The following is a 25,834-nucleotide window of genomic DNA, read 5'->3' as shown; positions in this document are numbered from 1 at the left end:
GTGGACCGAGGGTTGATTACTGACCGAATGTTCGGTAATACTTCGAGGGACGATCGGACAAGGAGCAGTGATGGGCGAAGTCTTCCTCGTGGACGGGGCGCGCACGCCGCAGGGCCGCTACGGCGGCGCGCTGGCGAGCGTGCGCCCCGACGACCTGGCCGCCACGGTGGTGGCCGAGGCGGTGCGCCGGGCCGGGGTGCCCGTGGACGCGGTCGACGAGGTCGTGCTGGGGGCGGCGAACCAGGCGGGCGAGGACAACCGCAACGTCGCCAGGATGGCGGTCCTGCTGGCCGGCCTGCCGGACGCGGTGCCGGGCTACACCGTCAACCGGCTCTGCGCCAGCGGACTGACCGCGGTCGCCACCGCCGCCAACGCCATTCGCGGCGGTGAGGCCGACATCGTGGTGGCGGGCGGTGTGGAATCCATGACCCGCGCCCCGTGGGTGATGGCCAAGCCCGGCACGCCGTGGGCGCGCCCGGGCGAGGTCGCCGACACCGCGCTGGGCTGGCGGTTCACCAACCCCGCCTTCACCGCCGCCGACCGGGCCGTGCCCACCGACGCGGGCCCGCGGGCCAGGAAGATCACCCTGTCGATGGGGGAGACCGCGGAGGAAGTGGCGGCGCTGGAAGGGATCTCGCGCGCCGAGTCCGACGCGTTCGCGCTGCGCAGCCAACAGCGGGCCGCCGCGGCCGTGGCGGCGGGCCGGTTCCGGCGCGAGATCGTCGCGGTGCGGGCCGGGAACACGCTCGTCGAGACCGACGAGGTGCCGCGCCCGGACACCACCGCCGAGAAGCTGGCGGCCCTGCGCCCGGTGTTCCGGCCCGACGGCATCGTCACCGCGGGCTCGTCCTCACCGCTGTCGGACGGCGCGGCCGCGCTGGTGCTTGCCGGCGCCGAGGCGGTGCGGCGGCACGGGCTGACGGTCCGCGCGCGCATCGTCGCGAGCGCGTCCGCGGGCGTCGCCCCGAACGTGATGGGCCTCGGCCCGGTGCCCGCCACCCGCAAGACACTCGACCGGGCCGGCTGGTCGCGGGCCGACCTGGGCGCGGTGGAGCTCAACGAGGCGTTCGCCGCGCAGTCGCTCGGTGTGATCCGGCAGTTGAAGCTCGACGAGGAGATCGTCAACGCCGACGGTGGCGCGATCGCGCTGGGCCATCCGCTGGGCTGCTCCGGCGCCCGCATCCTGCTCACCCTGGTCGGCCGGATGGAACGGGAAGGCGTCCGGCGCGGCCTGGCCACCCTGTGCGTCGGTGTCGGGCAGGGCGTCGCGATGGCGATCGAGGCGGCATGAGCGAGTACACGACCCTGACCGTGGACGAGCGGGACGACCGGGTGGTGGTCACCCTGGACCGTCCCGAGCGCCGCAACGCCATCGACGCCGCGATGATCGCCGAGCTGCACCGGGTCTGCGAGCGGCTGGAACGCGATCCCAAACTGTTGCTGCTCACCGGCCGCGGCGAGCATTTCGCCGGCGGTGCCGACATCGCCCAGTTGCGCGCCCGCACCCGCGACGACGCGCTCGCCGGGATCAACCGCACCCTGTTCGACCGGGTCGCCCGGCTGCCGCTGCCCACGGTGGCCGCGGTCAGCGGGTACGCGCTCGGCGGCGGCGCCGAACTGGCCTACGCCTGCGACCTCCGGATCGCCACCAGCACCGCCGTGTTCGGCAACCCGGAGCCGGGCCTGGGCATCATGGCCGCCGCGGGCGCGAGCTACCGGTTGCCGCGGCTGGTCGGTGTGTCGGTGGCCAAGCAGGTGCTGCTGGGCGGGCGCCTGCTCGACGCGGACATTGCCCTGCACACGGGCCTGGTCATGGAGGTGACCGAACCCGGCGCCCACCTGGCGGCCGCGCACCGGCTGCTCGACCGCATCGCCCGCTCGGCGCCGCTGGCCCTGCGGCTGACCAAGACGATCGTCGACGCCCCCGGATTCCACCCCTTCGCCGACGACATCGCGCAGGCGGTGCTGTTCGAGACCGAGGAGAAGCACACCCGCATGACCGCATTCCTGGAGAAGACCGTGGAGCAGAAGGCATGACCGAACCGACCGTCCCCCAGCGCGTCGCCGTCATCGGCGGCGGGCGCATGGGCGCGGGCATCGCCCAGGTCTTCGCGACCCTCGGCAGCACCGTCGTCGTCGCCGAGGCCGGTGACCGCGCGGCCGCGCTGGACCGGATCGCCACCGGCCTGCGCCGCGCCGCCGAACGCGGCGCCCTCGACGGGCGCGATCCCGAGACCGTGCTCGCCGCGGTGCGCACCGTCGCCGCGCCGCGGGAGTTGCCCGCCGACGCCGACCTCGTCGTCGAAGCGGTGCCGGAGAACCCGGCTCTCAAGGCCGAGGTGCTCGCGGCCGCCGACTCGGTCGTCGGCCCCGGCGCGGTGATCGCGAGCAACACCAGCTCGCTGTCCATCACCGAACTCGGCGCGGCACTGGACAATCCACAGCGCTTCCTGGGCATGCACTTCTTCAACCCGGTGCCCGCCTCGGCCCTGGTGGAGATCGTGCGCGCCCCCGCGACCGATCCCGCCGTGGTGGCGCGGGTGCGCGGCTGGGTCGCCGCGCTGGGCAAGGCCGAGGTGCTGGTGAACGACTCACCCGGCTTCGCGACCAGCAGACTCGGCGTCTGCCTCGGGCTGGAGGCGATCCGGATGGTCGAGGAGGGCGTGGCCGACCCGGCCGCCATCGACCGGGCGATGGAACTCGGCTACCGCCACCCGATGGGTCCGCTGCGCTCAACCGATCTGGTCGGCCTCGACGTGCGGCTGGCCATCGCCGAACACCTCGCGGCCACCCTCGGGCCGCGGTTCACCCCACCCCGGCTGCTGCGCGAGAAGGTCGAGCGCGGCGAGCTGGGTCGCAAGACCGGCCAGGGCTTCTACACCTGGGACACCACCGCGAGCGGAGGACGAGCATGACCACCGGAACCAGCACCGTCGATCTGCGCGTCGAGGCCGCACTGGCCACCCTCACGCTGCGCCGCGCCGCCGCCTCGAACGCGCTCGACCTGGCGACCAAGAACGATCTGCTGGCCGCGGTCACCCGCATCGCCGCCGACGAGACCGTGCGCGCCGTGCTGCTCACCGCCGAGGGCAAGAACTTCTGCGTGGGACAGGATCTCGGCGAACACGTCGACGCGCTGCGCGCCGACCCGGCCACCGCCATGGACACCGTCGGCGCCCACTACAACCCGCTGCTGCGGGCGCTGGCCGACCTACCGGTGCCGGTCGTCGTCGCCATCCGCGGCGCCTGCGTCGGCGCGGGCCTCGGCCTGGCGCTGGCCGCCGACATCCGGGTGGCGGGGAACGGGGCGAAGTTCGCCACCGCCTTCACCGGCATCGGCCTGGCCGCCGACTCCGGCCTCAGCCACACGCTGGTGCGGGCGCTCGGCGCCAGCCGCGCCGCCGGGCTCATGCTGCTGGGCGACCGCTTCACCGCCGAGCAGGCGCTGGCCTGGGGCCTGATCCACCGGCTCGTCGCCGACGACGACGTGGACGCCACCGCCGCCGAACTCGCCACCACCCTCGCGCACGGCCCGACGGCGGCCTACCGGCAGGTCAAGCAGCTGCTGCGAGCCGAGTCCGCCGGCCTGGCGGACGCGCTGGAACGCGAGCGCGTCGCACAGGAGGCGCTCGGCGCGAGCCGTGACCACCGCGCCGCCGTGGAAGCGTTCCTGACCAAGACCGCGCCGGTGTTCGAGGGCCGATGACCACGATGTCCGCACCCAGCGTGCCAGCACCCAGCGAAGAGAGGCCGACATGACCACCTCGACGGCAGACCTCGAACGGGACTTCGAGGAGATCCTCGCCCGCGACCAGCGCATCGAGCCGCGCGACTGGATGCCCGAGGGCTACCGCAAGACCCTCATCCGCCAGATCGCCCAGCACGCGCACTCCGAGATAATCGGCATGCAGCCGGAGGGCAACTGGATCACCCGCGCACCGTCGTTGCGCCGCAAGGCGATCCTGATGGCGAAGGTGCAGGACGAGGCGGGCCACGGGCTCTACCTGTACTCGGCGGCGGAGACCCTGGGCGCCGACCGCGCCGACCTGACCGACAAGCTGATCGAGGGCAGGCAGAAGTACTCCTCGATCTTCAACTACCCCACCCTCACCTACGCCGACGTCGGCGTCATCGGCTGGCTGGTCGACGGCGCCGCCATCTGTAACCAGGTGCCGTTGTGCCGCAGCAGCTTCGGGCCGTATGCCCGGGCCATGATCCGGGTCTGCAAGGAGGAGTCGTTCCACCAGCGGCAGGGTTACGAACTGCTGCTGACCATGATGAGCGGCACCGAGGCCCAGCGGGCGATGGTGCAGGACGCCGTGGATCGCTGGTGGTGGCCGTCGCTGATGATGTTCGGCCCGCCCGACGACCAGTCGCCCAACACCGCGCAGTCGATGGCGTGGCGGATCAAGCGGCACACCAACGACGAACTGCGCCAGCGCTTCGTGGACATGACGGTGCCGCAGGCCGAGGTGCTCGGCGTGCGACTGCCCGACCCGGAGCTGCGCTGGAACGCCGAACGCGGCCACTACGACTTCGGCACCCCCGACTGGGACGAATTCGCCGCCGTGGTCGCCGGGCAGGGCGCCTGCAACGTCGAACGCATCGCCAACCGCCGCAGCGCCCACGAGAACGGCGCCTGGGTGCGCGCGGCCGCGGCCGCCTTCGCCGCACGAGAACGAAAGGGCACCCACCGATGACCGAGACCGAATCCGCGGGCGTGCGCGCCGACTGGCCGCTCTACGAGGTGTTCGTGCGCGGCAAGCGCGGCCTCAACCACGTGCACGTCGGTTCGCTGCACGCCGCCGACGACGAGATGGCGCTGCGGCACGCCCGCGACGTCTACACCCGCCGCAACGAAGGGGTGAGCATCTGGGTGGTGCCCTCCCGCGCGATCGTGGCCTCCAGCCCGTCGGAGAAGGACCCGTTCTTCGCCCCCAGCGGCGACAAGGTCTACCGGCACCCGACGTTCTACGACATCCCCGACACCGTCCCCCACATGTGAGGCCACCGCGATGATCGATCACGACTCCGCTTTCAGCGGCCTCCTCGACGGCGACGGCGACGGCCAGTGGGCCTTCGGCACCAGCTTCGACGACCCGCTGGCCGGGGTGGACACCACGGTGCCCGCCGACGTCGACACCGCCGCCCTGGCCGCCTACTGCCTGATGCTCGGCGACGACGCGCTGATCGCCGCCCAGCGGCTCTCCGAATGGGCTGCCCGCGCACCCGAACTCGAAGAAGACGTGGCCCTGCTCAACATCGGCCTCGACCTGCTCGGGCAGGCGCGGCTGCTGCTGGCCCGCGCAGGCGCCGCCGATCCCGCGGTCGTCCCGTTCATCTCCGCGACCTCCCCGGTGCCCGCCGAGGACGCGCTCGCATTCTTCCGCGACGATCACGCCTTCCGGTGCGTGCGGCTGGTGGAGGTCGACAACGGTGATTTCGCCCGCACCGTCGTGCGGTTGCTGGTGTTGTCCACCTGGCGGCTCGCGGTGTTCGACCGGCTGCGCGACTCCCGCGATCCGGTGCTGGCCGCTGTCGCGGACAAGGGTGTGAAAGAGCTGACCTACCACCGCGACTACGCCGCCCGCTGGACGGTGACGCTCGGCTGCGGCACGGCCGAGTCGCGGCGGCGGATGACCGAGGCGCTCGCGTTCGTGTGGCCGTTCGTCGCCGAACTGTTCGTGCCCAGTGCCGAGGAACTGGCGCTCGCCGAGACCGGTGTCGCGGTGGATCCGCGCGCGGTGCGCGCCGAATTCGACCGGGTGCTGGCGCAGGTGCTGCACGCCGCCGAGCTGCCCGCGCCGCCCTCGACCTCGGTCGGCACCGTCGGTGGCCGGGCGGGTCGCCAGGGCCTGCACACCGAGGCGCTGGGGCCGCTGCTCACCGAGATGCAGTGCGTGGCCCGCGCCCACCCGGAGGGGACGTGGTGACCGTGGCCGTCGACCCGCGCCGCCTGGTCGACTCGGTGCCCGACCCGGAGCTGCCGATGCTCACCCTGGCCGATCTGGGCATCGTGCGCGCTGTCGAGGTGGACGCGGACGGGACCGTCGCGGTGACCATCACCCCCACCTACTCCGGCTGCCCGGCCATCGCGACCATGCGCGCCGACATCACCCGCACGCTGCGCCGCCACGGCTACCCCGAGGTGCGCCTGCACACCGCGCTCGCACCCGCCTGGAGCAGCGACTGGATCAGCGCCGAGGGCAGGCGGAAACTGCGCGAGCACGGCTACTCGCTGCCCGGTCCGGCGCCGCGGCGCGCGAGCGGCCCCGTCCCGCTGACCCTCACCGCCCGGCCGCGCGCGTTGACCTGCCCGCACTGCGGCTCGGCGGAGACCGAGGTGGTGGCCGAGTTCGGCGCGACACTGTGCAAGGCCCAGTATCGATGCCGGGCGTGCCGCGAGCCGTTCGAACATGTGAAGGAAATCTGAGATGAGCGCACCAGTGCAGACCGCGCGCACGCGACCGGCCCGGCACCGGGCCTTCCACGACCTGCGCGTCGCCGATGTCGAGCGGCTGTGCGACGACGCGGTCGCGGTGACCCTGGACGTGCCCGCCGAACTCGCCGAGGAGTTCGCCTTCCGGCCCGGTCAGTCGCTGACCGTGCGCCGGGTGCTCGACGGGGTCGAGCACCGCCGGTCCTATTCGATCTGCGCACCGGTCGGCGCCCCGCCCCGGATCGGGGTGCGGCGGGTGGCCGGGGGAGCGGTGTCGACCTGGCTGGTCGACCAGCTGCGGCCCGGCGACCGGATCGAGGTGCAGGGACCGAGCGGCACCTTCGCCGCCGACCCCGACGCCGGCGGCAGGCACCTGCTGATCGCGGCGGGCTCGGGCATCACGCCCATGCTGTCCATCGCCGCTTCGGTACTGGCCCACCCCGACAGCGAGGTCGTGCTGCTCTACGGCAACCGCCGGGTGCGGTCGGTGATGTTCGTCGACGAGATCGCCGACCTCAAGGACCGCTACGGCGACCGCATCGAGGTCGTGCACGTGCTCTCCCGTGAACCCCGCGACGTCGAGCTGTTCACCGGGCGGCTCGACGCCGAACGGCTGCGCGCCATCCTGTCCACCGTGGTGCCGATCGGCGACATCGACCACGCCTGGCTGTGCGGGCCGTTCGGCATGGTCACCGACGCCCGCGCCGTGCTGGCCGAGTTCGGCGTCGCGCCCGAGCGCGTCCACTTCGAACTGTTCTTCGTCGAGGACGCGCCCCCGCCCCAGGCCGAACACCGGGAACCCGGCGTCGAGGGCCCGACCAGTTCGGTCACCGTCGTCCTGGACGGGCGCAGCACCACCGGCCTGCTGCCGCGCGACCGCAGCATCCTCGACGCCGCCGAGCAGATCCGTTCCGATCTCCCGTTCGCCTGCAAGGGCGGCGTCTGCGGCACCTGCCGCGCCAAGATCACCGGCGGCGAGGCCGACATGCGCCGCAACTACGCCCTCGAGGACGCCGAAGTGGCCGACGGTTTCGTCCTCACCTGCCAGACCTATCCCGTCAGCGACTCGGTCGTCGTCGATTTCGACGCCTGACCCAGCACCACCTCCGGAGTCATCATGAGCAGCGTTGCCCCCGCCTCCCCGCAGACCCTCGGCGACCGGATCGAATTCGCCTCGCGTGACGAGATCTCGGCACTCCAGCTCGACCGGCTGAAATGGTCGCTCGCGCACGCCTACGCCAACGTGCCGCACTACCGGGCGGCCTTCGACGCCGCGGGCGTGCACCCGTCGGACCTCACCGACCTGGCCGACCTGGCGAAGTTCCCCTTCACCACCAAGCAGGACCTGCGGGCCAACTACCCGTTCGGGATGTTCGCCGTGCCGCAGGAACAGGTCTCGCGCATCCACGCCTCCTCGGGCACCACCGGCCAGCCGACCGTCGTCGGCTACACCGCGGGCGACCTGGACAACTGGGCCGACCTCATCGCACGCAGCCTGCGCGCCGGCGGGGTGCGCCCCGGCGACAAGGTGCACATCGCCTACGGCTACGGGTTGTTCACCGGCGGTCTCGGCGCGCACTACGGCGCGGAACGGCTGGGCTGCACCGTGATTCCGATGTCCGGCGGGATGACCCAGCGGCAGGTGCAGCTGATCACCGACTTCCGGCCGGACGCCATCATGGTCACCCCGTCCTACATGCTGACCATTCTCGACGAGATGATCACAGCGGGCGTCGACCCGGCCGCCACCTCGCTGCGCGTCGGCGTCTTCGGCGCCGAACCGTGGACCGAGACCATGCGGGTGGAGCTCGAGCAACAGCTCGGCATCGACGCCGTCGACATCTACGGGCTGTCGGAGGTGATCGGGCCGGGCGTGGCGATGGAGTGCGCGGAGACCAAGGACGGCCTGCACATCTGGGAGGACCACTTCTACCCGGAGATCATCGACCCCGAGACCGGGGCGGTGCTGCCCGACGGGGAGGAGGGCGAGCTGGTGTTCACCTCGCTGACCAAGGAGGCGATGCCGGTGATCCGCTACCGCACCCGGGACCTGACCCGGCTGCTGCCCGGCACGGCCCGGTCGATGCGCCGGATGCAGAAGATCACCGGCCGCAGCGACGACATGATCATCCTGCGCGGGGTCAACCTGTTCCCCACGCAGATCGAGGAACTCATCCTGACCGTGCCCGTGCTCGCACCACAGTTCCAGTGCGTGCTCGACCGGCCCGCCAGGATGGATGTGCTCACCGTGCGGGTCGAGACCCGGCCGGGTGTGACGGGTGAGCAGATGGCCGCGGCCGCGCGCGACCTGCGGCACGTGGTGAAGAACCGGATCGGGGTCTCGGTGGAGGTGGAGGTGCTGCCCACCGGCGCGCTGGAGCGCTCCATCGGCAAGGCGCGGCGGCTGATCGACAATCGGCCTCGCTGACCCCCGACACGGACAGGGCCGGAACCGGTCACCCGGTTCCGGCCCTTCGCGCCGGCCTCGATCAGCCCGCGCACTCCGAAGCCAGGATGTGCGCGCGGTCCGGCGTCGCGCTGCCCAGGCTCACCAGCAGCGGGCTGGGATCGGGACCGAGCTCGGCCAGTGCCGACTGCTCGGCCTCGACCCGGGTGTACCCGCCCGCCCACGCGACCTCGTTGCCGCGCACCGCCACCGCGCCGCAGGCGTTGCGGAACTGCACGACGATCGAGCAGTTGTCCACCCCGCATTCCTGCAGGGCACGAACGTCAGCGCCCTCCTGGTCCGGGTAGTTGACGCCCGAGCCCACGATGATGGCGCCCGGTTCCAACCCGAGAGCGAGCGAGCCGTAGTAGTCCTCGGCCGCGAGTGCGGTGCCCGCACCCAGCACGGTGATCGCCGACCCTGCGATCAGCCCGAGAACGGTTCTGCCCGACAGAAACATCGAGAAATTCTCCCCACGTGAAAAATGTGTGTTGCGGAGGGAATACTGGTCCATCGGGATCGATTCACCAAATCCGCTTCGTGCCGCGACTTCTCGGGGCATGCGAATTCCGGTACGGCCGTCGCAGAAATTCTCGGTGGGCACCAGACCGAACCGAATCCGCCCGCGCGCAGGATATTCAGCGCGAGGACTGATAGATGCGCCGGACCACGTCCTCGATCTCGGGTTCCTCCACCGACAGATCGCGCACCTCGGCGCGCGCGGACACCGCGGCCAGCAGATGCGCGGCTGTGGTCTGTTCGGCGTCGAAGGCCAGGCGCTGGCGCAGTCCGCCCGCTTCCGTCGACACCAGGGTCGCGCCGGGCAGGCCGGTGAGATCCGGGGTCGGATCCATCAGGTCGACCACCAGGACCCGGCGCGCGCCCACGGTCGCCGCCAGGCCCGACAGGGAGCCGTCGTAGACCAGCCTGCCGTGATCGGCGACCAGCACCCGCTCGCACAACCGCTCGATATCGCCCATGTCGTGGGTGGTCAGCAACAGCGTGGTGCCGCGTTCGGCGCGTTCGGCCCGCAGGAATTCCCGCAGCCGCTGTTTGGAGAGCACGTCCAGGCCGATGGTGGGTTCGTCGAGGATCACCAGGTCCGGCTCGTGCAGCAGCGCCGCCGCCACCTCGGCCCGCATCCGCTGGCCCAGCGAGAGCTGGCGCACCGGGGTGTCGAGGGTGTCGGCCATTTCCAACTGCTCTACCAGCGCGTCGGTGCGTTTGCGTGCGCTGTCGGGGTCGAGCCGGTGGATCGCCGCCAGAATCGAGAACGATTCCCGCAGTGGCAGATCCCACCACAACTGGGAGCGCTGCCCGAACACCACGCCGATCCGGCTCGCCAGTTCCCGTCGGCGCCGCACCGGCTCCAACCCGCACGTGCGAACCGTGCCCGCGGTGGGCACCAGGATTCCGGCGAGCATTTTGATGGTGGTGGATTTGCCCGCACCGTTGGCACCGATGTAGCCGACCGCGGCGCCGCGGTCGACCCGGAAACTCATCGCGTCGACCGCCGTCCGGATTTCCCGCTCGCGCGCGAATCTCCGCCCGGTGCGCCGCCGCACGACGAATCGTCGGGTCAGCTCGTGGACATCGATGATCGGCTCCGCGCTCATCCGCCGCCTCCTTGGTAGTGCCTGGTGCCCGTTCGCCACAGTCCCATCGCCACCGCCCACACCCAGAGCGCCGCGACCGGCGCCAGCCAGGCCAGCCAGGACGGCAGCAGGGCGGGGCCGGGCAACTCCAGCACCGCGATGGTCGGCAGGTAGGCGGTGAAGGCCACCGGGATCGCGAACCCGAAGACCAGCTTCAGCGGTGTCGGAAACACCGAGGCGGGCTGGGCCGCGGCGAACGAACCGCCGTAGGTGAAACTGTTGGTGAGTTCGGCGCCGTCGACGAGGTGGAACTGGCAGCCGGCCGCCGCCACGAACAGTCCGGCGAACAACGCGATGCCGCTCACCAGCGAGACGACCAGCAGTGCGGCCGCGCCGAAGGACCAGTCGATGTCGTTGCGTACCAACCCGACCGCCAGCACCACCAGCGCTACCGAGGCGCGGGCGAAGCGGCGCAGGGAGATGTCGCCGGTGATCACCTGCAGCAGCAGCGGTTGCGGGCGCAGGTGATAGGCGTCGAGCGTGCCCATCCGGATCAGCCTCGGCAGCCGGTCGAGATGCCCGAACATCACCTCGGCCAACGCGAACGCGCTGTTGCTCAATCCGAACAGCAGCAGGGCCGCGTCCAGATCCAGCCCACCCAGCACCCCGACGTTGTGGAAGATCACCCACACCTCGGCGAACTCGACCACCCCGACCAGCAACGCGCCGAACAGGTCCGCGGCGAAACTGAGCCGGTAGGACCGCTGGGCCCGCACTCGCGAGCCGAGGACCGCCAGGTAGGGCGCGGCCCGCCGCCGCAGCTCACCCACCCTGCACCTCCAGCCTGCGCCTGCCCGCCGCGAGCAGCACCCGCCCGATCCCGCCGACGACCACGACCCAGCAGAGCTGCGTCCCCACCACCTGCACCGCGTCCAGTCCGACGACCCGCCCCGACAGCACGTCCACCGGTGCCTGCAGCATGGCGGGGAACGGCGTCGCGTTCGCCACCGTGCGCAGCCACTCCGGGAACAGGTGGACCGGCACGAACAAGCCCGCGAGAAACGTGCCCACGATCTGATACACCGTGCGGAAACCGCGCGTCTCCACCACCCGGAACCCGATCATCGTCACCGCGAACAGCCCGAGGAACGAGATCGCCACCGCCAGCAGCACACTGACCACCCCGAGCAGGTAGGAGCCGGGCGTGGTGGGCATGGTGATGTCGAAGACGACGACGCCCAGCAGCACGCTCGGCAGCGCACGCGGCAGCAGGGTGCAGGCGGCCCGGCCGAGGTCCTCGGCCAGATAGGCCAGTTGGATGTCCACCGGCCGCAGGAAGTCGATCGCGATGTCGCCGGTGCGCACCCGCTCGGCCAGTTCGCTGTCGACGTTCATGAACGTGATCGCCCCGAGCAGCCCCTGCGAAATCCACACATAGGCGCCGACACTGCCCGCGTCGTAACCGGCGAACGCCCCCGCCGACCCCACCGCGGCCCCCAACACCGCCCCGCGCACCAGCCCGAACACGCTGTTGGTGAACAGCCCGGCGAACATCGCCAGCTTGTACTGCCACTGCCTGCGAAACCCCGCCACCACCAGCCGCCCGTACACCGCGAAAGCTCCGGGCAGCGTCACCACCGACCCCTCCCACACGCAGACACAAGGGAGAAAGCCTACCGGCGGGGTGGGGGAGGTCCAAGTGGTTTTCGCCGGTGTCAGACGTCGCTGTGTCCACCCCTCGGCCCAGGATCGGCTCGATCACCACGATGGACCCGTCCGTACCCGCGGCGGCCGCGCACGCGGTGAGAACGGCGTGGGCGTGCGCGTCGTCCCAGTCGTGCAGGATGTCGGACAGCAGGTAGGCGTCGGCCCCGGTCGGCAGCGCGTCGAAGAAGCTTCCTGCGACGGCGGTGGCCCGGTCCGCGAGCCCCGCCGCGGCGAACCGCTCGGCCGCTGCCGCGGCTGCCGGCTCGAGGTCGACCAGCCGTCCCCGCACGCCGGGGTGGCTGCGCAGTATCGCAGCCAGCAGTGTCCCGTCCCCACCGCCCACGTCGACGATGTCGGTGAACCGTCCCCAGTCGAAACGCTCGGCGATCTGTCCGGCCAGAACCCGGAAGCGCCACCGCATCTGGGCGTCGAACGAGCGTCGCAATGCGGGCACCGCATCGAGGTCGGCCCAGAAGTCCCGGCCGTAACGGCGCGGATAGGCGGGCGCGCCCGTGGTGATCGTCTCGAGCAGTTCGACGAAAGCCAGCTCCGCACGGCCTCCCGCACTGTTGATGTCCAGCAGGAGTTTCACCCCGTCAGGGGAATCCCCGCGCATCTGGTCGCCCAGCCGTGTCGGCCGATAGTGCCCGGATTCCCCGCCGGATACGAAGACACCGACGGCAACCAGATGGTCGAGCAGCCGGCGCAGCGCGGGAGCCGAGGTCCCGGTGCGGTCGGCGAGCTGTGCCACCGTCGCGCCTGCCCCCGCCTGCTCGACCAACCCGAGCGTCGCGGCCACCCGGATCGCCATCGGGGTGGCGAGATCGGCCATCGCCAGGATCGAAGGCCTACCCTCCAGCATTCCCATGATCGAAGCCTAGTTGGCATATGGCGAGATCCACTCTGGGACTGATGTCCCGACGCATCCTCATCGCGGAGCCCGAGTCGCCGCCATCCAGGCGGTGGTACGGCGGAGGGCTTCGGCGAGAGCTGGGTCTCGCCGACACTCGTACTCGTGGCGCACCCGGTCCCAGAGTTCGCGCGGCATCAGATCGAAGCACTCGCCCAACGGTCGATCCGGTTCGATGAAAAGTTCACTGTCGTCATCGAGGATCACACGCACCCACACCGTGCCCCCACGCGTAACCCACCGTGCCGATGCCGCCCCCACCTGCGTGGAGTGCTCCACCTCCGAATCACTCACTTCCCGCCGAACCTGATGCGAGGCAAGCGCGAATGGACTCGATCACGGCGCTGCCCGAAGGCCGGAACGGGTTGGTCGGCTGGTCGACCCAGAGCCGGAACGCGACACCGGTGGCGGAGGGTGTGGGCAGGGCGATGTCGGCGCCGGGGCTGGTGATGGTGACGTTGAGGCGGAACATCTCAGAGAAGGTCGGAACATCCTGTGGAAAGTCCGGTTGGACGAGGTAGGTCCAGCGCTTGGATCGGGGGTGGGAGATGATCGGACCGCCGAGGTTGTGGCGTCGCAGGTGCAACCGGACCTGTCCGCCGAGTACCGCGGGCATGGTGACGGCGCCGATGTGACCGGCCCGGACGGTGATTCGATCCGTCTCGGGACGCACGACGGCGGGCAGATCGCAGACGCTGCGGTAGAACCGGCAACGGCTGACAGGTGTGTCGAGAACTGGCACGGGCAAGGCTCCTCGGGGGAATGAGCTGGTGATGGTGCCGGATCCGAACGATCCGAAGGCTTCTGGGAGAGCTGGATACTGTGGTCGCGTCCGACGTCACTGGTCGGGGACGTCGGTGTCCTGCCGCGTGAGGGCAGCAAGGAGCCGTCGCAGTGTGTGCTCGTCGCAGCTGTACTGCGGGCTTCCGTCTTCGAGGGCGGGCGCGATCACGACGACCTGAACGCACTCCGCATACCGCCCTGTCGTCATTGCCGGCGAATACGCGCCCGGTATGCGCTGTGGCAGCGAGGTCGGCATCGCCGGTGCCAACGGCAGGAGTTCCCTCACCTCGGCGGTGTCCGGGCACGGGTCGTGTGTGTCTTCCCACGACGATGATCGGAAATCCGTTGCGCACGTGATTGTTCGACCGTCAGGGCGACGCTCGGCGGCTTTCCCCATGCCGGAAACGGTAGGCACTCCAGAGCAATGAAAGGGCTAAAATACTATCCCTTTTGGCGTGTAGTCTGATCGCTATGAACCCTGAGCTGGTGCAGGGCGTTGGTGCGAACATCCGCGCCTTCCGCAAGGCCGCCGCTGTCACACAGGCCGAACTCGCTTCTGCCATAGGAAAATCGATCCCCTGGGTGAAGGGTATCGAGCAGGGCCGGATCTTCACCGACCGATTGACCGACCTGGTGAACATCGCCACTGTGCTGAAAGTCGAGTTGCCGGACCTGCTCGGCCGCCCGGTCGACAGCCTCGCCCCCGGCTACGCCCCGCGCTATGACATCGTCGACGCCGTCCGTGACGCGGTGTTGCGGACCGCGGTGCCGATCACCCGACGTGGCGATACTCCTGATCTGGTCGCCTTGTCCGACCGGGTCGCCGAGGCGTGGACGATCTGGCACAACAGCCCCACCGCACACCGTGTTCTCGGCGGAATGCTCCCCGAGCTCATTCTCGATTCCGCCGCAGCCTACAACGGCGCCGACGACCGCCGGGCCGCGGCGACGATGTTGGCTGGTACGTGGCATGTCACACGGCAATGGCTGCACCACATCCCGGACGGGGACCTGGCGTGGGTGGTCGCGGAACGCGCGATGCTCGCGGCTCGCGAGGCCGACGACCCGCACCTGATCGCCCTCGGCGCCTGGGCGTTGTCGGCCAGCTACCGGCGTGCCGGCCAGCAGGAGGAGGCGACCCGGTTGTGCCTCAACGCCGCTGACGAGGTCAAGCGACGCATCGACGCATCCTCGCAGGAGCGGCTGGACCTGATGGCCGACTACGGAATGCTGCATCTGGCCGCCGCGGTGTCGGCCGCCCAATCCGACCAGGACGGTCGCGCGTGGGCACTGCACCGCGTGGCCGACGAGACCGCTCGGGCGCTCGGCGCCTACATCGATCCCTGGACGATCTTCGGTCCTGGCAACGTCGACATCCACGGGATAGCGCTCCAGGCAGAACTGGGCCGCACCGACGACATAGTGGAATACAGTAGGCGACTCGATCTGTCGAGCGTGCCCAGCGTCGAGCGACGAAGCCGGGCGATGATCGACACCGCTCGCGGATTGATCCGCCGTGGCGAGGATGAAGGCGCGATTCTCGTCCTGCTCGATGCCGAGTCGGCCAGCGCCGACGAGGTCCACCACTCGGTCCTCGTCGGGGAGATGTTGCGCGAGCTCATCAACCGCGACAACGCGCGTGCGCGCGCCCACGTCCACGGGCTGGCGAAGCGTTGCGGAGTCATCCGGTGACGTTTGGGTACGCCGCGGAAGACGTATTGGCCGCCGTGCGTACGGAACTGGATGGCGGTGGAGCGCCGGACCGGCTGTTACGTAAGGCCGCAGCCGGCATAGCCGCCGTTGTGGCTGCTGAACTGCGGCGTCGCACGGGCCGCGTGTACGGCAGGTGCGTCGCGCTGCTGGTCGGTAGCGGCAACAATGGCGCGGATGCCCTGCTCGCCGGGGTCGCGTTGCGGCGGCAGGGCGTGGGCGTCGACGCCGTGCTGGTGGGGGACCAGGTTTACGAGCCCGGACGGCGACGATTGACGGCCAAGGGCGGCCGAGTCCACCCCGCCACTGCCGACCTCAGCAGTCTCAGGCCGATTCTGGGCGGCGCCGACCTCGTCGTCGACGGCATCGTCGGTGAGCGTGGCTCGCCCGGGTTGCAAGGGCGCGCAGCGCAGTTGGTGGCGCTGATGTCCGACAACGTTCCCGTCGTTGCGATCGATCTGCCCAGCGGAATCGACCCGAACACCGGCGAGCTCCCCGGCGTTCATGTGCGCGCGGAGATCACCATCAGCTGCGCGGCACACAAGCCGGGTGTGCTCCTGCCGCCCGCGGCGCACACCGCGGTAGGTCGACTGCGCTACGTCGATGTGGGACTGGCGCCCCTCCCGACCGAACCCGTCGTTCGTCGCCTCGATGTCCGCGACATCGCCGCGCGGTGGCCGGTTCCCGCACGAACCGCACACAAATATTCGCGTGGTGTGCTCGGTGTGGTCGCGGGGTCCGACACCTACCCCGGTGCCGCGGTGCTGGCCTGTCTGGGCGCGGTCGCAGCCGCAGCCGGGATCGTTCGTTTCATCGGTCCGCCCGGAGTCACCAACCATGTCCTGGCCCGCGTGCCCGAGTCCGTGCCCGCTGCAGGCCGAGTCCAAGCATGGCTGCTCGGCTCCGGCGTCATCGATGACCCCGGCCAGGAAGCCGCCATCGATGAGGCGCTCAGCTCGGGGCAACCTTGTGTGGTGGATGCCGGGGCACTGGACGATTGCACCCGTCGCCGCCTCGCCGGTGATCGCCGCGCCCCGGCAGACCGGATCCTCCTCACGCCGCACGCCGGCGAACTGTCTCGTTTGCTCGACATCGTCGGCGCACCGGCAGCGCGCGAGGATGTCGAGGCGCGCCCCCTTCATCACGGCCGGGTCCTTGCACAGGCGATCGATGCCACCGTGCTGGTCAAAGGCCCCACCACCATCGTGGTGCCCCCGAACGGGCAGGTCGCAAGCCAAGCCGAAGCCCCGGCCTGGCTGGCTACGGCAGGTGCGGGAGACGTCCTGGCAGGCGTCGCCGGTGCTCTGATGTCCGCGGGGCTCTCGGCGCTCGACGCCGGAGAAATCTCCGCTTTCATTCACGGCCGTGCCGCCGCCCGGGCACACCGGTACCGCGGACACGGACCGCTCACCGCCACTTCGGTTGCGGAGCACCTTCCCGCCGCCATCGGCGAGGTCCTGCGCTCCTCCTAGCTGCTGTTCGCGATTGTCCGGTCGGCTACGGGTCGGCCTGACGTGACAACCTCCAGCCACCGGAGCCTGGCCACCGCTACCGGCTGAACGAACGCCGTCCGACGGCTCAGCGGAAGTTCGGGTAGTCCTGGATCCAGTGGAATTCCCGCTGCCGCAGGGGGAATTCGTTCAGGTCGCGTTGGGTGAGGGCGATGGTGACGGGGTGACCGTTCCATTGTCCGTCCAGGCGGAGCTGGTCGGGGGTGGGGCGGTCGAGGGTGAAGGTGCCGAGGGTGGTCGGGGTGGCGTCGGGGGCGGTGGGTGGGGCGGTGAGGGTGAGGGCGTTGTCGGCGGTGGTGGCGAGGGTGGGCACGAGGGTGCCGTCCATGCGCTGCAAGGTCACCATCTCCTCGTGTTCGACGACCAGGCGTTGCCAACGGTTCTCGTCGGTGGTCAGCGGCGGTGCCGGGGTGCCGTCGACGGTGAATTCGGTGACCTCCCAGATGCCGTACAGCTCGGGTTTCGCTTTGCCGCCGCCGAATTCGTACCACGAGTCGACGCCCATGTAGAGCAGGCCCGCGGTCATCCACACGCCGAGGGCGGCCTGGGCGGTGGCGGCGATCCGGCGCGAGCGCGGGGTGCGGAACGGCTGCGGGTAGGTGGACGGGCCGGTGGGACGGTCGAGGACCAGCGCGTCGAGCAGCCGCCGCGCCTCGGGCGCCAGCAGCACCACCGCCAGCAACAGCAGGTGGAACGACAGGATCTTCACCGGTACGTCGAAGGTCATGTTCAACACCCACACCTGCGCCATCGCGACCAGGCTCAGCAGCGCGCCGAGCAGGGCGGTGCGCGGCAGGAACAGCAGCACGCCGCCGAGCACCTCCGCGGCGCCGAGCAGGATCTCGTAGGCGGGGGAGCTGCCCACCTGCAACCACAGCACCGAGGTCAGGCTGAACTCGCCGAAGGGTTGCAGCAGCGCCTGCAACGCGGGCTCGGGCATCTGGCTCGGAATCAGCTTGGCCACGCCGTAGAACAGCATCTGGCCGGCCAGGCACAGGCGCAGGAAGATCAGGAACCAGCCCGCGAGGACGCGGTATTCGGTGCGGCGCCGGTCCAGCACCGTCCACACCAGCGTCGCCAGTACCGACACGACCAGGATGCCGAACACCAGCGTCCAGATGAACGCCTGATCGCCGCTGCCGGAGTCGGTGCGCAGCACCACCTCGGTGTCGAACACGGTGCGGCCGAGCCATTCCACGACCGGCGTGATGGTGCGCATCTGCCACAGCATCGCGTCGTCGGGCAACAGCGTGACGACATAGCCGAGGAAGGCGAACACGATCTGCGCGAACAGCAGGCAGAACAGTCCGAAGTAGACGAAACAGAAGCGGAAGACGATGCGGGTGAGCGGGTTCCAGCGGACCGGCACCGTCTGGCCGGCGGGTGGTTCGGCCGCCTGATGATCGGATCTCGTCGCCGCGTCGACGGTACTCACACGCCCACCTCACTCCCACTCGACAAACCCTGTCCGCCCGACCGTATTCGGCGCACGCGTCCCGGGGCATCCAGGGAAACCCCGATTTCACGGTCACCCCGGGGGCGTACGTGCGGGCACCCGCGGTCATGGTCGTGTCCGCCCCACCCTCGACCCATCCGCGGCGCCCCGCGGGTTCGAACGTGAGAAGACAGGAGCTCTCGGCGGACGAAAGGTGATCGATCGGTATGGGCAAGCGCGGTACGGGCAAGCACAGGGCGGCGAGTGCTTCCCGGCAACGGGTCGGTGTCATGGTCGTGGCGGGGGCGGCGCCGGTCGTGCTGACGCTCGCGGGCAACGGGGTGGCCGCCGCCGCGCCCGAGCCGCCCGCCGAGACCGCCACCTGGCCGTCGGCCGAGGCGCCGAATGTCCGCCCCTATCACGGCATCCGCATCCCGGACGACACGCTGACCTCCCTGCAATGGGCGCGGCCGGTGCCGAGCCCGGACTACCTCTCGCCGGTCGAGGCCCTGCACCCGCCGGTCCCGGTCGCGCCGGTGCCGCCGATCGCGCCGCCGCCGGGTGTGCTGCGTTTCGGCGACGTCCAGGTCGAATCGCCCGAGTGGCTGCCGCGCGAGCAGGCCATCCAGCTCAACGACGCCGCCGCGACCAAGGAGGCCGAGCTGGCCACCTTCCTCGACTCCGTCGGCATGGAGCGCACCCGCTCCGACCGGGTGGCGAGCCAGACGATCGGCGCCGCGGCGGTCGGCGCGGCCGCGGGCGCGGTGGTGGCGAGCCCCTTCGCCGTCATCGGCGCGGGCGCGGGCGGCGCGCTCGGCCTGGCCATCGGGTTGCCGTTCGCTCCGATCGGCCTGGCCGCGGCGCCGGTGGGCGCGGCCTACGGTGCGGCGCTGATGACGGTGCCGCTGGCCGTGATCGGCGCCGGGATCGGTGCGGGCCTGGGCGCGACCCAGGCCCTGACGGCGCCGCCGCGGGCACTCGGCCCGGCTCCGGATGCATCGCAGCCGCCGGAAGCAGCGGCAGCGGCGGGCTGAGACGCCGGCGGGTCAGGACGGGCCGGCGCGCAGCGCGAGTTCGGCGGCCGCGGCGACGCCGTCGAACCACGGTGCGCCGTGCCCGGGCAGCACGGTGCGGGCGCCGGTCGCGGCGAGCGCGGTGAGTGAACTCAGTGCCTGGGTGCTGTCGGCGGTCGCGGCGCCGGAGACGATCTGCGGGCCGGTGGCACCGGTGTAGGGGTCGAGGGTGACCAGCGCGTCGCCGCTGAGCACGGTGTCGCGGCCGGGCAGGTGCAGCGCGCAATGCCCCAGGGTGTGGCCGGGGGTGAAGACGACGCGCGGGCGTCCCGGCACGTCGAGTTCGGCGCCGTCGTCGAAGCAGGTCACCTCCGGGGTGCCGCGGACGAACAACGCGCCCGCGGCGGCCATCCGGGCCAGCACGAGCACGGATTTCGGGTACCGCAGGGGATAGCGCAGCCGGGCGCGTTCGTGACGGTAGCGGTAGGGATGGGCGGCCAGGAACCGCTCGGCGGTGTGGGTGGAGATCGGCAGTTGCCAGTCGCGATGGATCCGGCGGGCCGAGCCGACGTGGTCGAAGTGGGCGTGGGTGAGCACGACCGCGCGGACGTCGCGGGTGTCGCGGCCGATGGCGCGCAGGGCACGGCGGATGCGCGGGTACGTCGCGGGCAGGCCGGTGTCGACGAGGGTGACGCCGTCCTCGTCCTCGACCAGGTAGACGTTCACCGCCGCGTGGGCCAGCAGGTGGACGCCGTCGGCCACGTTCGGTGTGAGCATGCTTCTCCTCGGCGTCGGAAGTGGTCGCCGCTGCCCGCCCGCTGTGGGCGGGCAACGGCCTGCCGACGGCCGGGCTGCACGGCGGCCGGACATCGACGTGGGCGGAATACCCCGGCGGAAGCGCCGAAACCGCAGGCCCGGTGGCGCGCAACCGCGGCCGTCGGCGGGGTTTGCCTCGGGTGTGCCCGGGAACGGCGGGAGCGGCGGCCGAACACCGAGGAGAGAGAGGCAGCGATGAGCAACGACGAGACCGGCGAGGTCACCGGTACCCGCGACAAGGACTACAACCTGATCTGGTTCGTTCAGGCGTCGCTCGAGAACGCACTGCGCTTGGAGACCTACATCAGCGACGCGGAGCGCGACGGGGATGCCGACCTCGCGGACTTCTTCCGCAGGGCGCAGACCGAGAGCCGCAAGGGCGGCCAGCTCGGCAAGGAGATGCTGGCCCAGCGGCTGGCGAATTCCGATACCTGACGCCGCGTGCGCGGTTCCGGGCGGTAGGTGGCGTGGCGCGCCCCTACCGCCTTTGTCGTGCCGGTGCGCCATATCCACCCAGGGAGAAGGCGAAGCGCGGGTGGGCCACGTGCTCGGAGGTGGGAGTTGCGGGCGGGCCGCGTCAAGTGACGTGTGGTTACGGTCCGTTCCATTGTGTGAGCGCACAGCGTCGCCGCACTCGCCGATGGCTTTCCCCTGGGGTTGCGCACCGGGCTCACCCGTGTGGAATCGCAATCGATCATGCTGGTCATCGGCAATAGTCCGCTTCGTCCCATGCCCCTCCAGTCCCCGCGACGTCCTGCGCGATACGGAATCCGCAAAGCCGGGACAAGACGCCGATCCCCTTGCTAAGTTAATGACTGTTCTGGTCGCTTGATCGGCGCGCCGGGTCTGCGAACCCGCCTCGCGCCGTCGGTGGTGTTCGGGCTCGACGAGGAGTTGACGACATGGATGGACTCAGCAGGCGTACCGCGCTGAAGACCGGCGGGGCATTGGGCGCGTTCGGCGCGCTCGCGATGGTCACGCCGGCGCGCGCGGAGCCGTGGACCTGGTCACCGCAGGGGTCGGTGGCAGGCAGCGGCGACGGGGCCGACCCGATGGGGGTGTGGGACCCCGAGGCGGACGAACTGGTCGCCTCGATCATCGACCGGGGCGAGGTACCCCGGGTCAACGAGCTGCTGCGGACGTGGACCAGAAACGGCCAGCCGCTGCCCGACGGACTGCCCGCCGACCTACGCGAGTTCATGGAGTACGCGCGGCAGCTGCCGCCCTGGGCCGACCCGGGCAAGCTGGCCACCGCCGTCGAGTTCAACAAGAAACGCGGCCTGTATCTGGGTGTGCTCTACGGCCTGGCCAGCGGCATGATGAGCACGGTCATCCCGAAGGAGGCCCGCGCGGTCTACTACTCCAAGGGCGGCCACGACCTCAAGGACCGCATCGCCAAGACCGCCAAGCTCGGCTACGACATCGGCACGCACAACGCCTACGCTCCGGACGGCGAGATGGTGGTGACCTGCGTCAAGACTCGCTTGGTGCACGCCGCGGTGCGCCATCTGCTGCCGCAGTCACCGCACTGGGTGAGTTCGGCGCAGGAGCAGATCCCGATCAGCCAGAACGACATGATGGTCACCTGGCACAGTCTCCCGACCACCGTCATGAAGCACCTGACCGCCTGGAAGGTGCCCATCCCGGCGCACGAGTCCGAGGCGTTCCTGCACACCTGGCAGGTGGCCGCGCACATGCTCGGCATCCGCGACGAGTACATCCCCAACTCGTGGCCCGAGGCCGATTCGCAGGCCGCGCAGGTGCTCGACCCGATCATCGCGGCGACGCCGGAGGGCGCCGCGCTGGCCGACCGGTTGCTGGGGCTGGGCGGCAATCTCGATCTCGCCATTCTCAGCAGGGGCGTGCTCGGCTCGTTCACCCGGTTCCTGTTGGGCGACAGGATCGCCGACGAACTGCGGATCCCGCGCGAGCCGGTCTGGGATCCGCTGCTGCGCATGAGCTGGGGACCGTTCATCGCCGTCCGCGAAGGGCTGCTCACCGTGGCGCCGCCGGCCGCCGACGTGTACTGGCTCTTCGACGAGTTCCTGCGCCAGGCGGCGTTGATCTACCTGGCCGAGCTGCGGATGCCGATCAGTATCGAGCTGCCGATGATGAACCGGGACATGACCAAACCGCATCGCTGAGCGAGGTCGGATCAGTCGTGCGGCCCGAGCAGTGCGACGGCCGCCGCGACGGCGACCTCGACAATGTCGTCGATGTCGCCGCCGTCTTCGACGGTGGTCGCGATCAGTTCGCGGAAGCCGCCGTAGAGAATGGTCGCCAGCCGGCGGGAGGGCGGACGCAGGCCCGCGGCCGCGAAACCGGCGGAGCCGGTGAGGCTCTGGATCAGCGCGATGAAGGCGTTGGCGGTCTCGCGGTGCAGGCGCTGGGCGCTTTCGCCGAGCGCGGGCGTCTCCCGGATCCAGGCGAGCGTGATCGTCGGATCGATCTGGGAGGCCCCGATCCACGCCTCGACCGCCTGCCGGATCTGCACCTGCCACGGCGCCTCGGTGTCGACGGCGGCCGCGATCTGCTCGATGACCGTGGCGTTGCGTTCGGTGAGCAGGGCGATGAAGCAGTCCTGTTTCCCGGCGAAGTGCTCGTAGAACGTGCGCCGCGACGTGCGGGCGTGCCTTACCACGTCGGCGACCGTGGCGTCGCGGTAGCCGCGTTCGCGCACGGCCGCGGCCATGCCGTCGAGCAGGCGCCGCCGGAATCCCGACTCCGCGGCGGCCTGCACCGCGGCCCCGGTGGCGGAATCGGTGCGGGTCACCGGCCCAGAATAGTGGCCTCCCCGATCTCGGCGGCGGTCCGCCGGGCCGGGGCGGTGGCGCGGCGGTAGACGACCGCGCGGCCCTTCCGCGCCGGTGCGACGGCGACGCCGCGGAAGTGCCTGCGCTCGGCCGGCGCCGCGGTGGGGGCGAGGGTGAACTCCCGCAGCAGCGTGCGGAGCACGACATTCATCTCCATGGTGGCGAACGCCGCGCCGATGCAGCGCCGGGCACCGCCACCGAACGGAATCCACCGGTAGGTGCCGGGGCGCACGCCGAGGAACCGGTCCGGGTCGAACCCCCGCGCGTTCGGGAACAGCTCCTCGTTGTCGTGCATCAGCCGGATGCTGACGAGCACGCGCTGGCCCTTCGGCAGGGTCCACCGGCCCAGCGGCAGCGTCTCCGCGCGCACCGTGCGCGCGGTCAGCTCGATCACCGGCCGGGTCCGCTGCACCTCGAGCAGCGTGGCCTCGCGCAGCTCGTGACCGCCCTCGTCGGCCTCGGCGACCAAGCGGCGCAACAACTCCGGATGCCTGCGCAGCCGTTCGATCGTCCACGCCAGGGTGGTCGCGGTGGTCTCGTGGCCGGCCGCCAGCAGGGTCAGCAGTTCGTCGGCGATCTCGCCGCGGGTCATGGCCGCGCCGTCGTCGTAGCGGGCCTGCACCATCATCGCGAGCACATCGTCGCGCTCGTCGAGGTGCGGGTCGGCGGCGGCGTGGTCGATGAGCCGCCCGACGATCTCGTCGTAGCGACGGCGGTGGGCGGCGTAGCGAGCCCAGGGGCCGACGCGGCCGAGCAGCGGGCCCGGCACCGGCAGCATCGCCAGCGACGACGCGAGTACCACCATGCGGGGCAACAGGTCACGCAGCTGGTCGGCTTCGTTCCCCTGGGCGCCGAACACCGCGCGCAGGATCACATCGAGGGTGATGCGCATCCACGAATCCATCGTGGGGAACTCCCGCCCCTGCGGCCAGGACGCCGCCTCGGCGCGGGTCGCCTCCTCGATCATGGTCTCGTACACCGTGAGTCGCTTGCCGTGGAACGGCGGGGTGAGCAGTTTGCGGTGTCGGCGGTGGTGTTCGCCGTTGAGCGAGAACATCGAACCGGGTCCGAGGAATTGGCCGAGGTTGACGTCGATGTTGTCGACCAGCTCCGGGCCCGCGGTGAACAGCGCCTTGACCTCGGCCGGATCGGAGAGCACCACGATCCGGCCGAACCGGGGCAGCGAGGCGGTGAACGCCGAGCCGTATCGGCGGTGCAGGCGGTGCCAGGAGCGGGTGCCGCTCGCGGCGAAAGCCACGCCCTGGATCAGGGAGGGGGTCGAGGGCCCGGCGGGCAGTGTCACCGCGGTCATGGCCAACCTCCTCCGGTGGTACGTCGGTGTACCGAACTCACGGTACGCCGACGTTCCAGCCGGGACAAGGGGTGGCGTCAGAGCGTGCGGGCGATGATCTCCTTCATGATCTCGTTGGTGCCCGCGTAGATCTTCTGGACCCGGTGGTCGACCCAGGCGCGCGAGATCGGGTACTCGGTCATGTAGCCGTAGCCGCCGTGCAGTTGCAGGCATTCGTCCAGCGCGACCATGGTGCGCTCGGTGATCCACCACTTCGCCATCGCGACGGTGGGCACGTCGAGTTCGCCGCGGATGTGCTTGGTGATGCAGTCGTCGAGGAAGACGCGGGCGATCCGGGTCTCGGTGGCGACCTCGGCGAGGGTGAACTTGGTGTTCTGGAAGGCGAACAGCGGCTTGCCGAACGCCTGGCGCTCCTTGGTGTAGGAGATCGTCTGCGCCAGCGCGGTTTCCATCGCGACCACCGAGCCGACCAGGATGATCAGCCGTTCCTGGGGGAGTTGCTGCATCAGCTGGACGAAGCCCTGGCCCTCGGACTCGCCGAGCAGGTTGCCCACCGGCACGCGCACGTCGTCGAAGAACAGTTCCGAGGTGTCCTGGCCCCGCTGGCCGATCTTGTCCAACCGGCGACCGCGGCGGAAGCCGGGGCGGTCGGTCTCCACCAGGATCAAGGAGGTGCCCGCGGCGCCGTCGGCGATCGCGCCGGTCTTGGCGACCACGATCACCAGATCGGCCTGCCCGCCGTTGGTGATGAACGTCTTGGCGCCGTTGATCACGTAGTCGTCGCCCTCGCGCACCGCGCGGGTGCGGATCGCCTGCAGATCCGATCCGGTGCCGGGCTCGGTCATCGCCAGCGCGCCGACCACCTCCCCGGAGCACAGGCGCGGCAGCCAGGTCCGTTTCTGTTCCTCGGTGCCGTAGGCGAGCAGATAGTGCGCCACGATCGCGTTGTGCATCGCCGCGCCCCACGCGGTGTCGCCGATGCGTGCCTGCTCCTCGACCAGCACCGCCTCGTGCGCGAACGTGCCACCGCCGCCGCCGTATTCCTCCGGAATCGACAGGCCGAGCAGGCCCAGCTCGCCCGCGGCCCGCCAGAGGTCGCGATCGACCTGGTGCTGGTCGATGAAGCGGTCGAGGTGGGGCTGGATCTCCTTCTCGCAGAACGCGCGGGCGAGGTCCCGCAGGGCGTCGAGGTCGTCGTCCATCCAGGGTGAGCGAGAACCGGTCACGGCAAGGTCCTTCTCGTCGGCGGGGTGGCGCGGCCACCCCGGTGGTGATACACGGTGTATCGGTGGGGCAGTGCGACGATACACCGTGTATCACCGGTGCTCCACTCGGCGCCGCGGG

At 70.7% G+C, this 25,834-nt stretch carries 26 protein-coding genes and 1 pseudogene; 15 read left to right on the top strand and 12 right to left on the bottom strand.

Annotated features, from left to right (window positions below; all coding sequences use genetic code 11):
• Positions 1-70: 70 nt before the first annotated feature.
• Genes AMO33_RS09485 through paaK form a run of 10 tightly spaced genes read left to right on the top strand, consistent with a single transcriptional unit; the run spans position 71 to position 8,867 of the window.
• Positions 71-1,291 carry a thiolase family protein gene (locus tag AMO33_RS09485; RefSeq protein WP_060592066.1) on the top strand — a complete coding sequence of 407 codons (1,221 nt, stop codon included), beginning with the start codon at positions 71-73 and terminating at the stop codon, positions 1,289-1,291.
• Entirely contained in the window at positions 1,288-2,037 is a 750-nt protein-coding gene (locus AMO33_RS09480) for an enoyl-CoA hydratase/isomerase family protein (RefSeq protein ID WP_060592064.1), read from the top strand. Before AMO33_RS09485 ends, AMO33_RS09480 begins: the two co-directional genes overlap by 4 nt.
• Positions 2,034-2,915, top strand: a complete 882-nt coding sequence (locus AMO33_RS09475; RefSeq protein ID WP_060592062.1) for a 3-hydroxyacyl-CoA dehydrogenase family protein — start codon at positions 2,034-2,036, stop codon at positions 2,913-2,915. Before AMO33_RS09480 ends, AMO33_RS09475 begins: the two co-directional genes overlap by 4 nt.
• Positions 2,912-3,706, top strand: coding sequence for an enoyl-CoA hydratase/isomerase family protein (locus AMO33_RS09470; protein WP_011208691.1), 795 nt, complete (start codon positions 2,912-2,914; stop codon positions 3,704-3,706). The genes AMO33_RS09475 and AMO33_RS09470 overlap by 4 nt, the downstream gene beginning before the upstream one ends.
• A 49-nt stretch (positions 3,707-3,755) precedes the next feature.
• Positions 3,756-4,700, top strand: coding sequence for a 1,2-phenylacetyl-CoA epoxidase subunit PaaA (gene paaA, locus AMO33_RS09465; RefSeq protein ID WP_060592060.1), 945 nt, complete (start codon positions 3,756-3,758; stop codon positions 4,698-4,700).
• Entirely contained in the window at positions 4,697-5,005 is a 309-nt protein-coding gene (gene paaB, locus AMO33_RS09460) for a 1,2-phenylacetyl-CoA epoxidase subunit PaaB (RefSeq protein WP_011208693.1), read from the top strand. The genes paaA and paaB overlap by 4 nt, the downstream gene beginning before the upstream one ends.
• A 10-nt stretch (positions 5,006-5,015) precedes the next feature.
• The gene (gene paaC / locus AMO33_RS09455; RefSeq protein ID WP_060592058.1) at positions 5,016-5,933 is read left to right on the top strand and encodes a 1,2-phenylacetyl-CoA epoxidase subunit PaaC; all 918 of its coding nucleotides are present in this window, start codon (positions 5,016-5,018) and stop codon (positions 5,931-5,933) included.
• Positions 5,930-6,433, top strand: coding sequence for a 1,2-phenylacetyl-CoA epoxidase subunit PaaD (gene paaD / locus AMO33_RS09450; protein WP_060593400.1), 504 nt, complete (start codon positions 5,930-5,932; stop codon positions 6,431-6,433). Before paaC ends, paaD begins: the two co-directional genes overlap by 4 nt.
• A gap of 1 nt (position 6,434) precedes the next feature.
• On the top strand, positions 6,435-7,532 hold the full coding sequence (gene paaE, locus AMO33_RS09445; RefSeq protein WP_011208696.1) for a 1,2-phenylacetyl-CoA epoxidase subunit PaaE: 1,098 nt from the start codon (positions 6,435-6,437) through the stop codon (positions 7,530-7,532).
• Positions 7,533-7,556: 24 nt separating this feature from the next.
• Complete coding sequence (paaK, locus tag AMO33_RS09440) at positions 7,557-8,867, top strand: phenylacetate--CoA ligase PaaK (RefSeq protein WP_011208697.1); 1,311 nt, start codon at positions 7,557-7,559, stop codon at positions 8,865-8,867.
• A 61-nt stretch (positions 8,868-8,928) separates the two neighbouring features.
• On the opposite strand, the gene AMO33_RS09435 is transcribed toward paaK, so the two are convergent.
• The 7 genes and pseudogenes from AMO33_RS09435 to AMO33_RS31415 form a co-directional block, all read right to left on the bottom strand.
• A complete protein-coding gene (locus tag AMO33_RS09435; RefSeq protein ID WP_011208698.1) occupies positions 8,929-9,345 on the bottom strand; it encodes a DUF4189 domain-containing protein in 417 nt (138 codons plus the stop codon).
• A gap of 178 nt (positions 9,346-9,523) precedes the next feature.
• Positions 9,524-10,501, bottom strand: a complete 978-nt coding sequence (locus AMO33_RS09430) for an ABC transporter ATP-binding protein (RefSeq protein ID WP_060592054.1) — start codon at positions 10,499-10,501, stop codon at positions 9,524-9,526.
• Positions 10,498-11,310 (bottom strand): ABC transporter permease, encoded by an 813-nt coding sequence (locus AMO33_RS09425; protein ID WP_060592052.1) that lies wholly within the window; start codon positions 11,308-11,310, stop codon positions 10,498-10,500. Before AMO33_RS09425 ends, AMO33_RS09430 begins: the two co-directional genes overlap by 4 nt.
• Positions 11,303-12,115 (bottom strand): ABC transporter permease, encoded by an 813-nt coding sequence (locus AMO33_RS09420; protein WP_240327464.1) that lies wholly within the window; start codon positions 12,113-12,115, stop codon positions 11,303-11,305. Before AMO33_RS09420 ends, AMO33_RS09425 begins: the two co-directional genes overlap by 8 nt.
• A gap of 139 nt (positions 12,116-12,254) precedes the next feature.
• Positions 12,255-12,998: pseudogene (locus AMO33_RS32955) on the bottom strand (methyltransferase); the annotation flags it as partial.
• A gap of 385 nt (positions 12,999-13,383) precedes the next feature.
• A complete protein-coding gene (locus tag AMO33_RS09415) occupies positions 13,384-13,839 on the bottom strand; it encodes a DNA-directed RNA polymerase subunit beta (RefSeq protein ID WP_240327463.1) in 456 nt (151 codons plus the stop codon).
• A 96-nt stretch (positions 13,840-13,935) separates the two neighbouring features.
• Positions 13,936-14,277, bottom strand: a complete 342-nt coding sequence (locus AMO33_RS31415; RefSeq protein ID WP_139337504.1) for a hypothetical protein — start codon at positions 14,275-14,277, stop codon at positions 13,936-13,938.
• 74 nt (positions 14,278-14,351) lie between these two features.
• On the opposite strand from AMO33_RS31415, the gene AMO33_RS09410 reads away from it, so the two are divergent.
• Positions 14,352-15,572, top strand: coding sequence for a helix-turn-helix domain-containing protein (locus AMO33_RS09410; RefSeq protein ID WP_076573499.1), 1,221 nt, complete (start codon positions 14,352-14,354; stop codon positions 15,570-15,572).
• Positions 15,569-17,062 carry a bifunctional ADP-dependent NAD(P)H-hydrate dehydratase/NAD(P)H-hydrate epimerase gene (locus tag AMO33_RS09405; protein WP_082668628.1) on the top strand — a complete coding sequence of 498 codons (1,494 nt, stop codon included), beginning with the start codon at positions 15,569-15,571 and terminating at the stop codon, positions 17,060-17,062. The genes AMO33_RS09410 and AMO33_RS09405 overlap by 4 nt, the downstream gene beginning before the upstream one ends.
• A 106-nt stretch (positions 17,063-17,168) precedes the next feature.
• Here the strand turns inward: AMO33_RS09405 and AMO33_RS09400 are convergent, their stop codons facing one another.
• Entirely contained in the window at positions 17,169-18,536 is a 1,368-nt protein-coding gene (locus AMO33_RS09400) for a hypothetical protein (protein WP_060592044.1), read from the bottom strand.
• A gap of 227 nt (positions 18,537-18,763) precedes the next feature.
• Here AMO33_RS09400 and AMO33_RS09395 point away from each other — a divergent pair, with 227 nt between their 5' ends.
• Positions 18,764-19,570: a hypothetical protein gene (locus AMO33_RS09395; RefSeq protein ID WP_060592042.1), complete on the top strand. Its 807-nt coding sequence runs from the start codon at positions 18,764-18,766 to the stop codon at positions 19,568-19,570.
• A 12-nt stretch (positions 19,571-19,582) separates the two neighbouring features.
• On the opposite strand, the gene AMO33_RS09390 is transcribed toward AMO33_RS09395, so the two are convergent.
• Entirely contained in the window at positions 19,583-20,326 is a 744-nt protein-coding gene (locus tag AMO33_RS09390; protein ID WP_060592041.1) for an MBL fold metallo-hydrolase, read from the bottom strand.
• Between the two features lie 234 nt (positions 20,327-20,560).
• Between AMO33_RS09390 and AMO33_RS09385 the strand changes: the two genes are divergently transcribed.
• Positions 20,561-20,800 carry a hypothetical protein gene (locus AMO33_RS09385; RefSeq protein ID WP_060592039.1) on the top strand — a complete coding sequence of 80 codons (240 nt, stop codon included), beginning with the start codon at positions 20,561-20,563 and terminating at the stop codon, positions 20,798-20,800.
• A gap of 467 nt (positions 20,801-21,267) precedes the next feature.
• Complete coding sequence (locus AMO33_RS09380; protein WP_060592037.1) at positions 21,268-22,509, top strand: oxygenase MpaB family protein; 1,242 nt, start codon at positions 21,268-21,270, stop codon at positions 22,507-22,509.
• 11 nt (positions 22,510-22,520) lie between these two features.
• On the opposite strand, the gene AMO33_RS09375 is transcribed toward AMO33_RS09380, so the two are convergent.
• The 3 genes from AMO33_RS09375 to AMO33_RS09365 form a co-directional block, all read right to left on the bottom strand.
• Complete coding sequence (locus AMO33_RS09375) at positions 22,521-23,138, bottom strand: TetR/AcrR family transcriptional regulator (protein ID WP_060592035.1); 618 nt, start codon at positions 23,136-23,138, stop codon at positions 22,521-22,523.
• The gene (locus tag AMO33_RS09370) at positions 23,135-24,490 is read right to left on the bottom strand and encodes a cytochrome P450 (RefSeq protein WP_060592033.1); all 1,356 of its coding nucleotides are present in this window, start codon (positions 24,488-24,490) and stop codon (positions 23,135-23,137) included. Before AMO33_RS09370 ends, AMO33_RS09375 begins: the two co-directional genes overlap by 4 nt.
• Before the next feature lie 77 nt (positions 24,491-24,567).
• Positions 24,568-25,692 carry an acyl-CoA dehydrogenase family protein gene (locus AMO33_RS09365; protein ID WP_060592031.1) on the bottom strand — a complete coding sequence of 375 codons (1,125 nt, stop codon included), beginning with the start codon at positions 25,690-25,692 and terminating at the stop codon, positions 24,568-24,570.
• Between the last annotated feature and the right edge of the window lie 142 nt (positions 25,693-25,834).

This window comes from Nocardia farcinica, assembly GCF_001182745.1.
In the GTDB taxonomy this organism is placed as follows: domain Bacteria; phylum Actinomycetota; class Actinomycetes; order Mycobacteriales; family Mycobacteriaceae; genus Nocardia; species Nocardia farcinica.
Note: the sequence above shows the minus strand (reverse complement) of the source record. Positions and strands in the feature narration are given on the sequence as shown.

Bases quoted from the DNA above. Each gene is read 5' to 3' on its own strand.
- AMO33_RS09380 (WP_060592037.1), top strand. From the start codon at position 21,268: ATGGATGGACTCAGCAGGCGTACCGCGCTGAAGACCGGCGGGGCATTG.
- AMO33_RS09430 (WP_060592054.1), bottom strand. From the start codon at position 10,501: ATGAGCGCGGAGCCGATCATCGATGTCCACGAGCTGACCCGACGATTC.
- paaC (WP_060592058.1), top strand. From the start codon at position 5,016: ATGATCGATCACGACTCCGCTTTCAGCGGCCTCCTCGACGGCGACGGC.
- paaE (WP_011208696.1), top strand. From the start codon at position 6,435: ATGAGCGCACCAGTGCAGACCGCGCGCACGCGACCGGCCCGGCACCGG.
- paaB (WP_011208693.1), top strand. From the start codon at position 4,697: ATGACCGAGACCGAATCCGCGGGCGTGCGCGCCGACTGGCCGCTCTAC.
- paaK (WP_011208697.1), top strand. From the start codon at position 7,557: ATGAGCAGCGTTGCCCCCGCCTCCCCGCAGACCCTCGGCGACCGGATC.
- AMO33_RS09385 (WP_060592039.1), top strand. From the start codon at position 20,561: ATGAGCAACGACGAGACCGGCGAGGTCACCGGTACCCGCGACAAGGAC.
- AMO33_RS09485 (WP_060592066.1), top strand. From the start codon at position 71: ATGGGCGAAGTCTTCCTCGTGGACGGGGCGCGCACGCCGCAGGGCCGC.
- AMO33_RS09390 (WP_060592041.1), bottom strand. From the start codon at position 20,326: ATGCTCACACCGAACGTGGCCGACGGCGTCCACCTGCTGGCCCACGCG.
- AMO33_RS09410 (WP_076573499.1), top strand. From the start codon at position 14,352: ATGAACCCTGAGCTGGTGCAGGGCGTTGGTGCGAACATCCGCGCCTTC.
- AMO33_RS09435 (WP_011208698.1), bottom strand. From the start codon at position 9,345: ATGTTTCTGTCGGGCAGAACCGTTCTCGGGCTGATCGCAGGGTCGGCG.
- AMO33_RS09480 (WP_060592064.1), top strand. From the start codon at position 1,288: ATGAGCGAGTACACGACCCTGACCGTGGACGAGCGGGACGACCGGGTG.
- AMO33_RS31415 (WP_139337504.1), bottom strand. From the start codon at position 14,277: ATGGGGAAAGCCGCCGAGCGTCGCCCTGACGGTCGAACAATCACGTGC.
- AMO33_RS09470 (WP_011208691.1), top strand. From the start codon at position 2,912: ATGACCACCGGAACCAGCACCGTCGATCTGCGCGTCGAGGCCGCACTG.
- AMO33_RS09395 (WP_060592042.1), top strand. From the start codon at position 18,764: ATGGGCAAGCGCGGTACGGGCAAGCACAGGGCGGCGAGTGCTTCCCGG.
- AMO33_RS09365 (WP_060592031.1), bottom strand. From the start codon at position 25,692: ATGGACGACGACCTCGACGCCCTGCGGGACCTCGCCCGCGCGTTCTGC.
- AMO33_RS09370 (WP_060592033.1), bottom strand. From the start codon at position 24,490: ATGACCGCGGTGACACTGCCCGCCGGGCCCTCGACCCCCTCCCTGATC.
- paaA (WP_060592060.1), top strand. From the start codon at position 3,756: ATGACCACCTCGACGGCAGACCTCGAACGGGACTTCGAGGAGATCCTC.
- AMO33_RS09475 (WP_060592062.1), top strand. From the start codon at position 2,034: ATGACCGAACCGACCGTCCCCCAGCGCGTCGCCGTCATCGGCGGCGGG.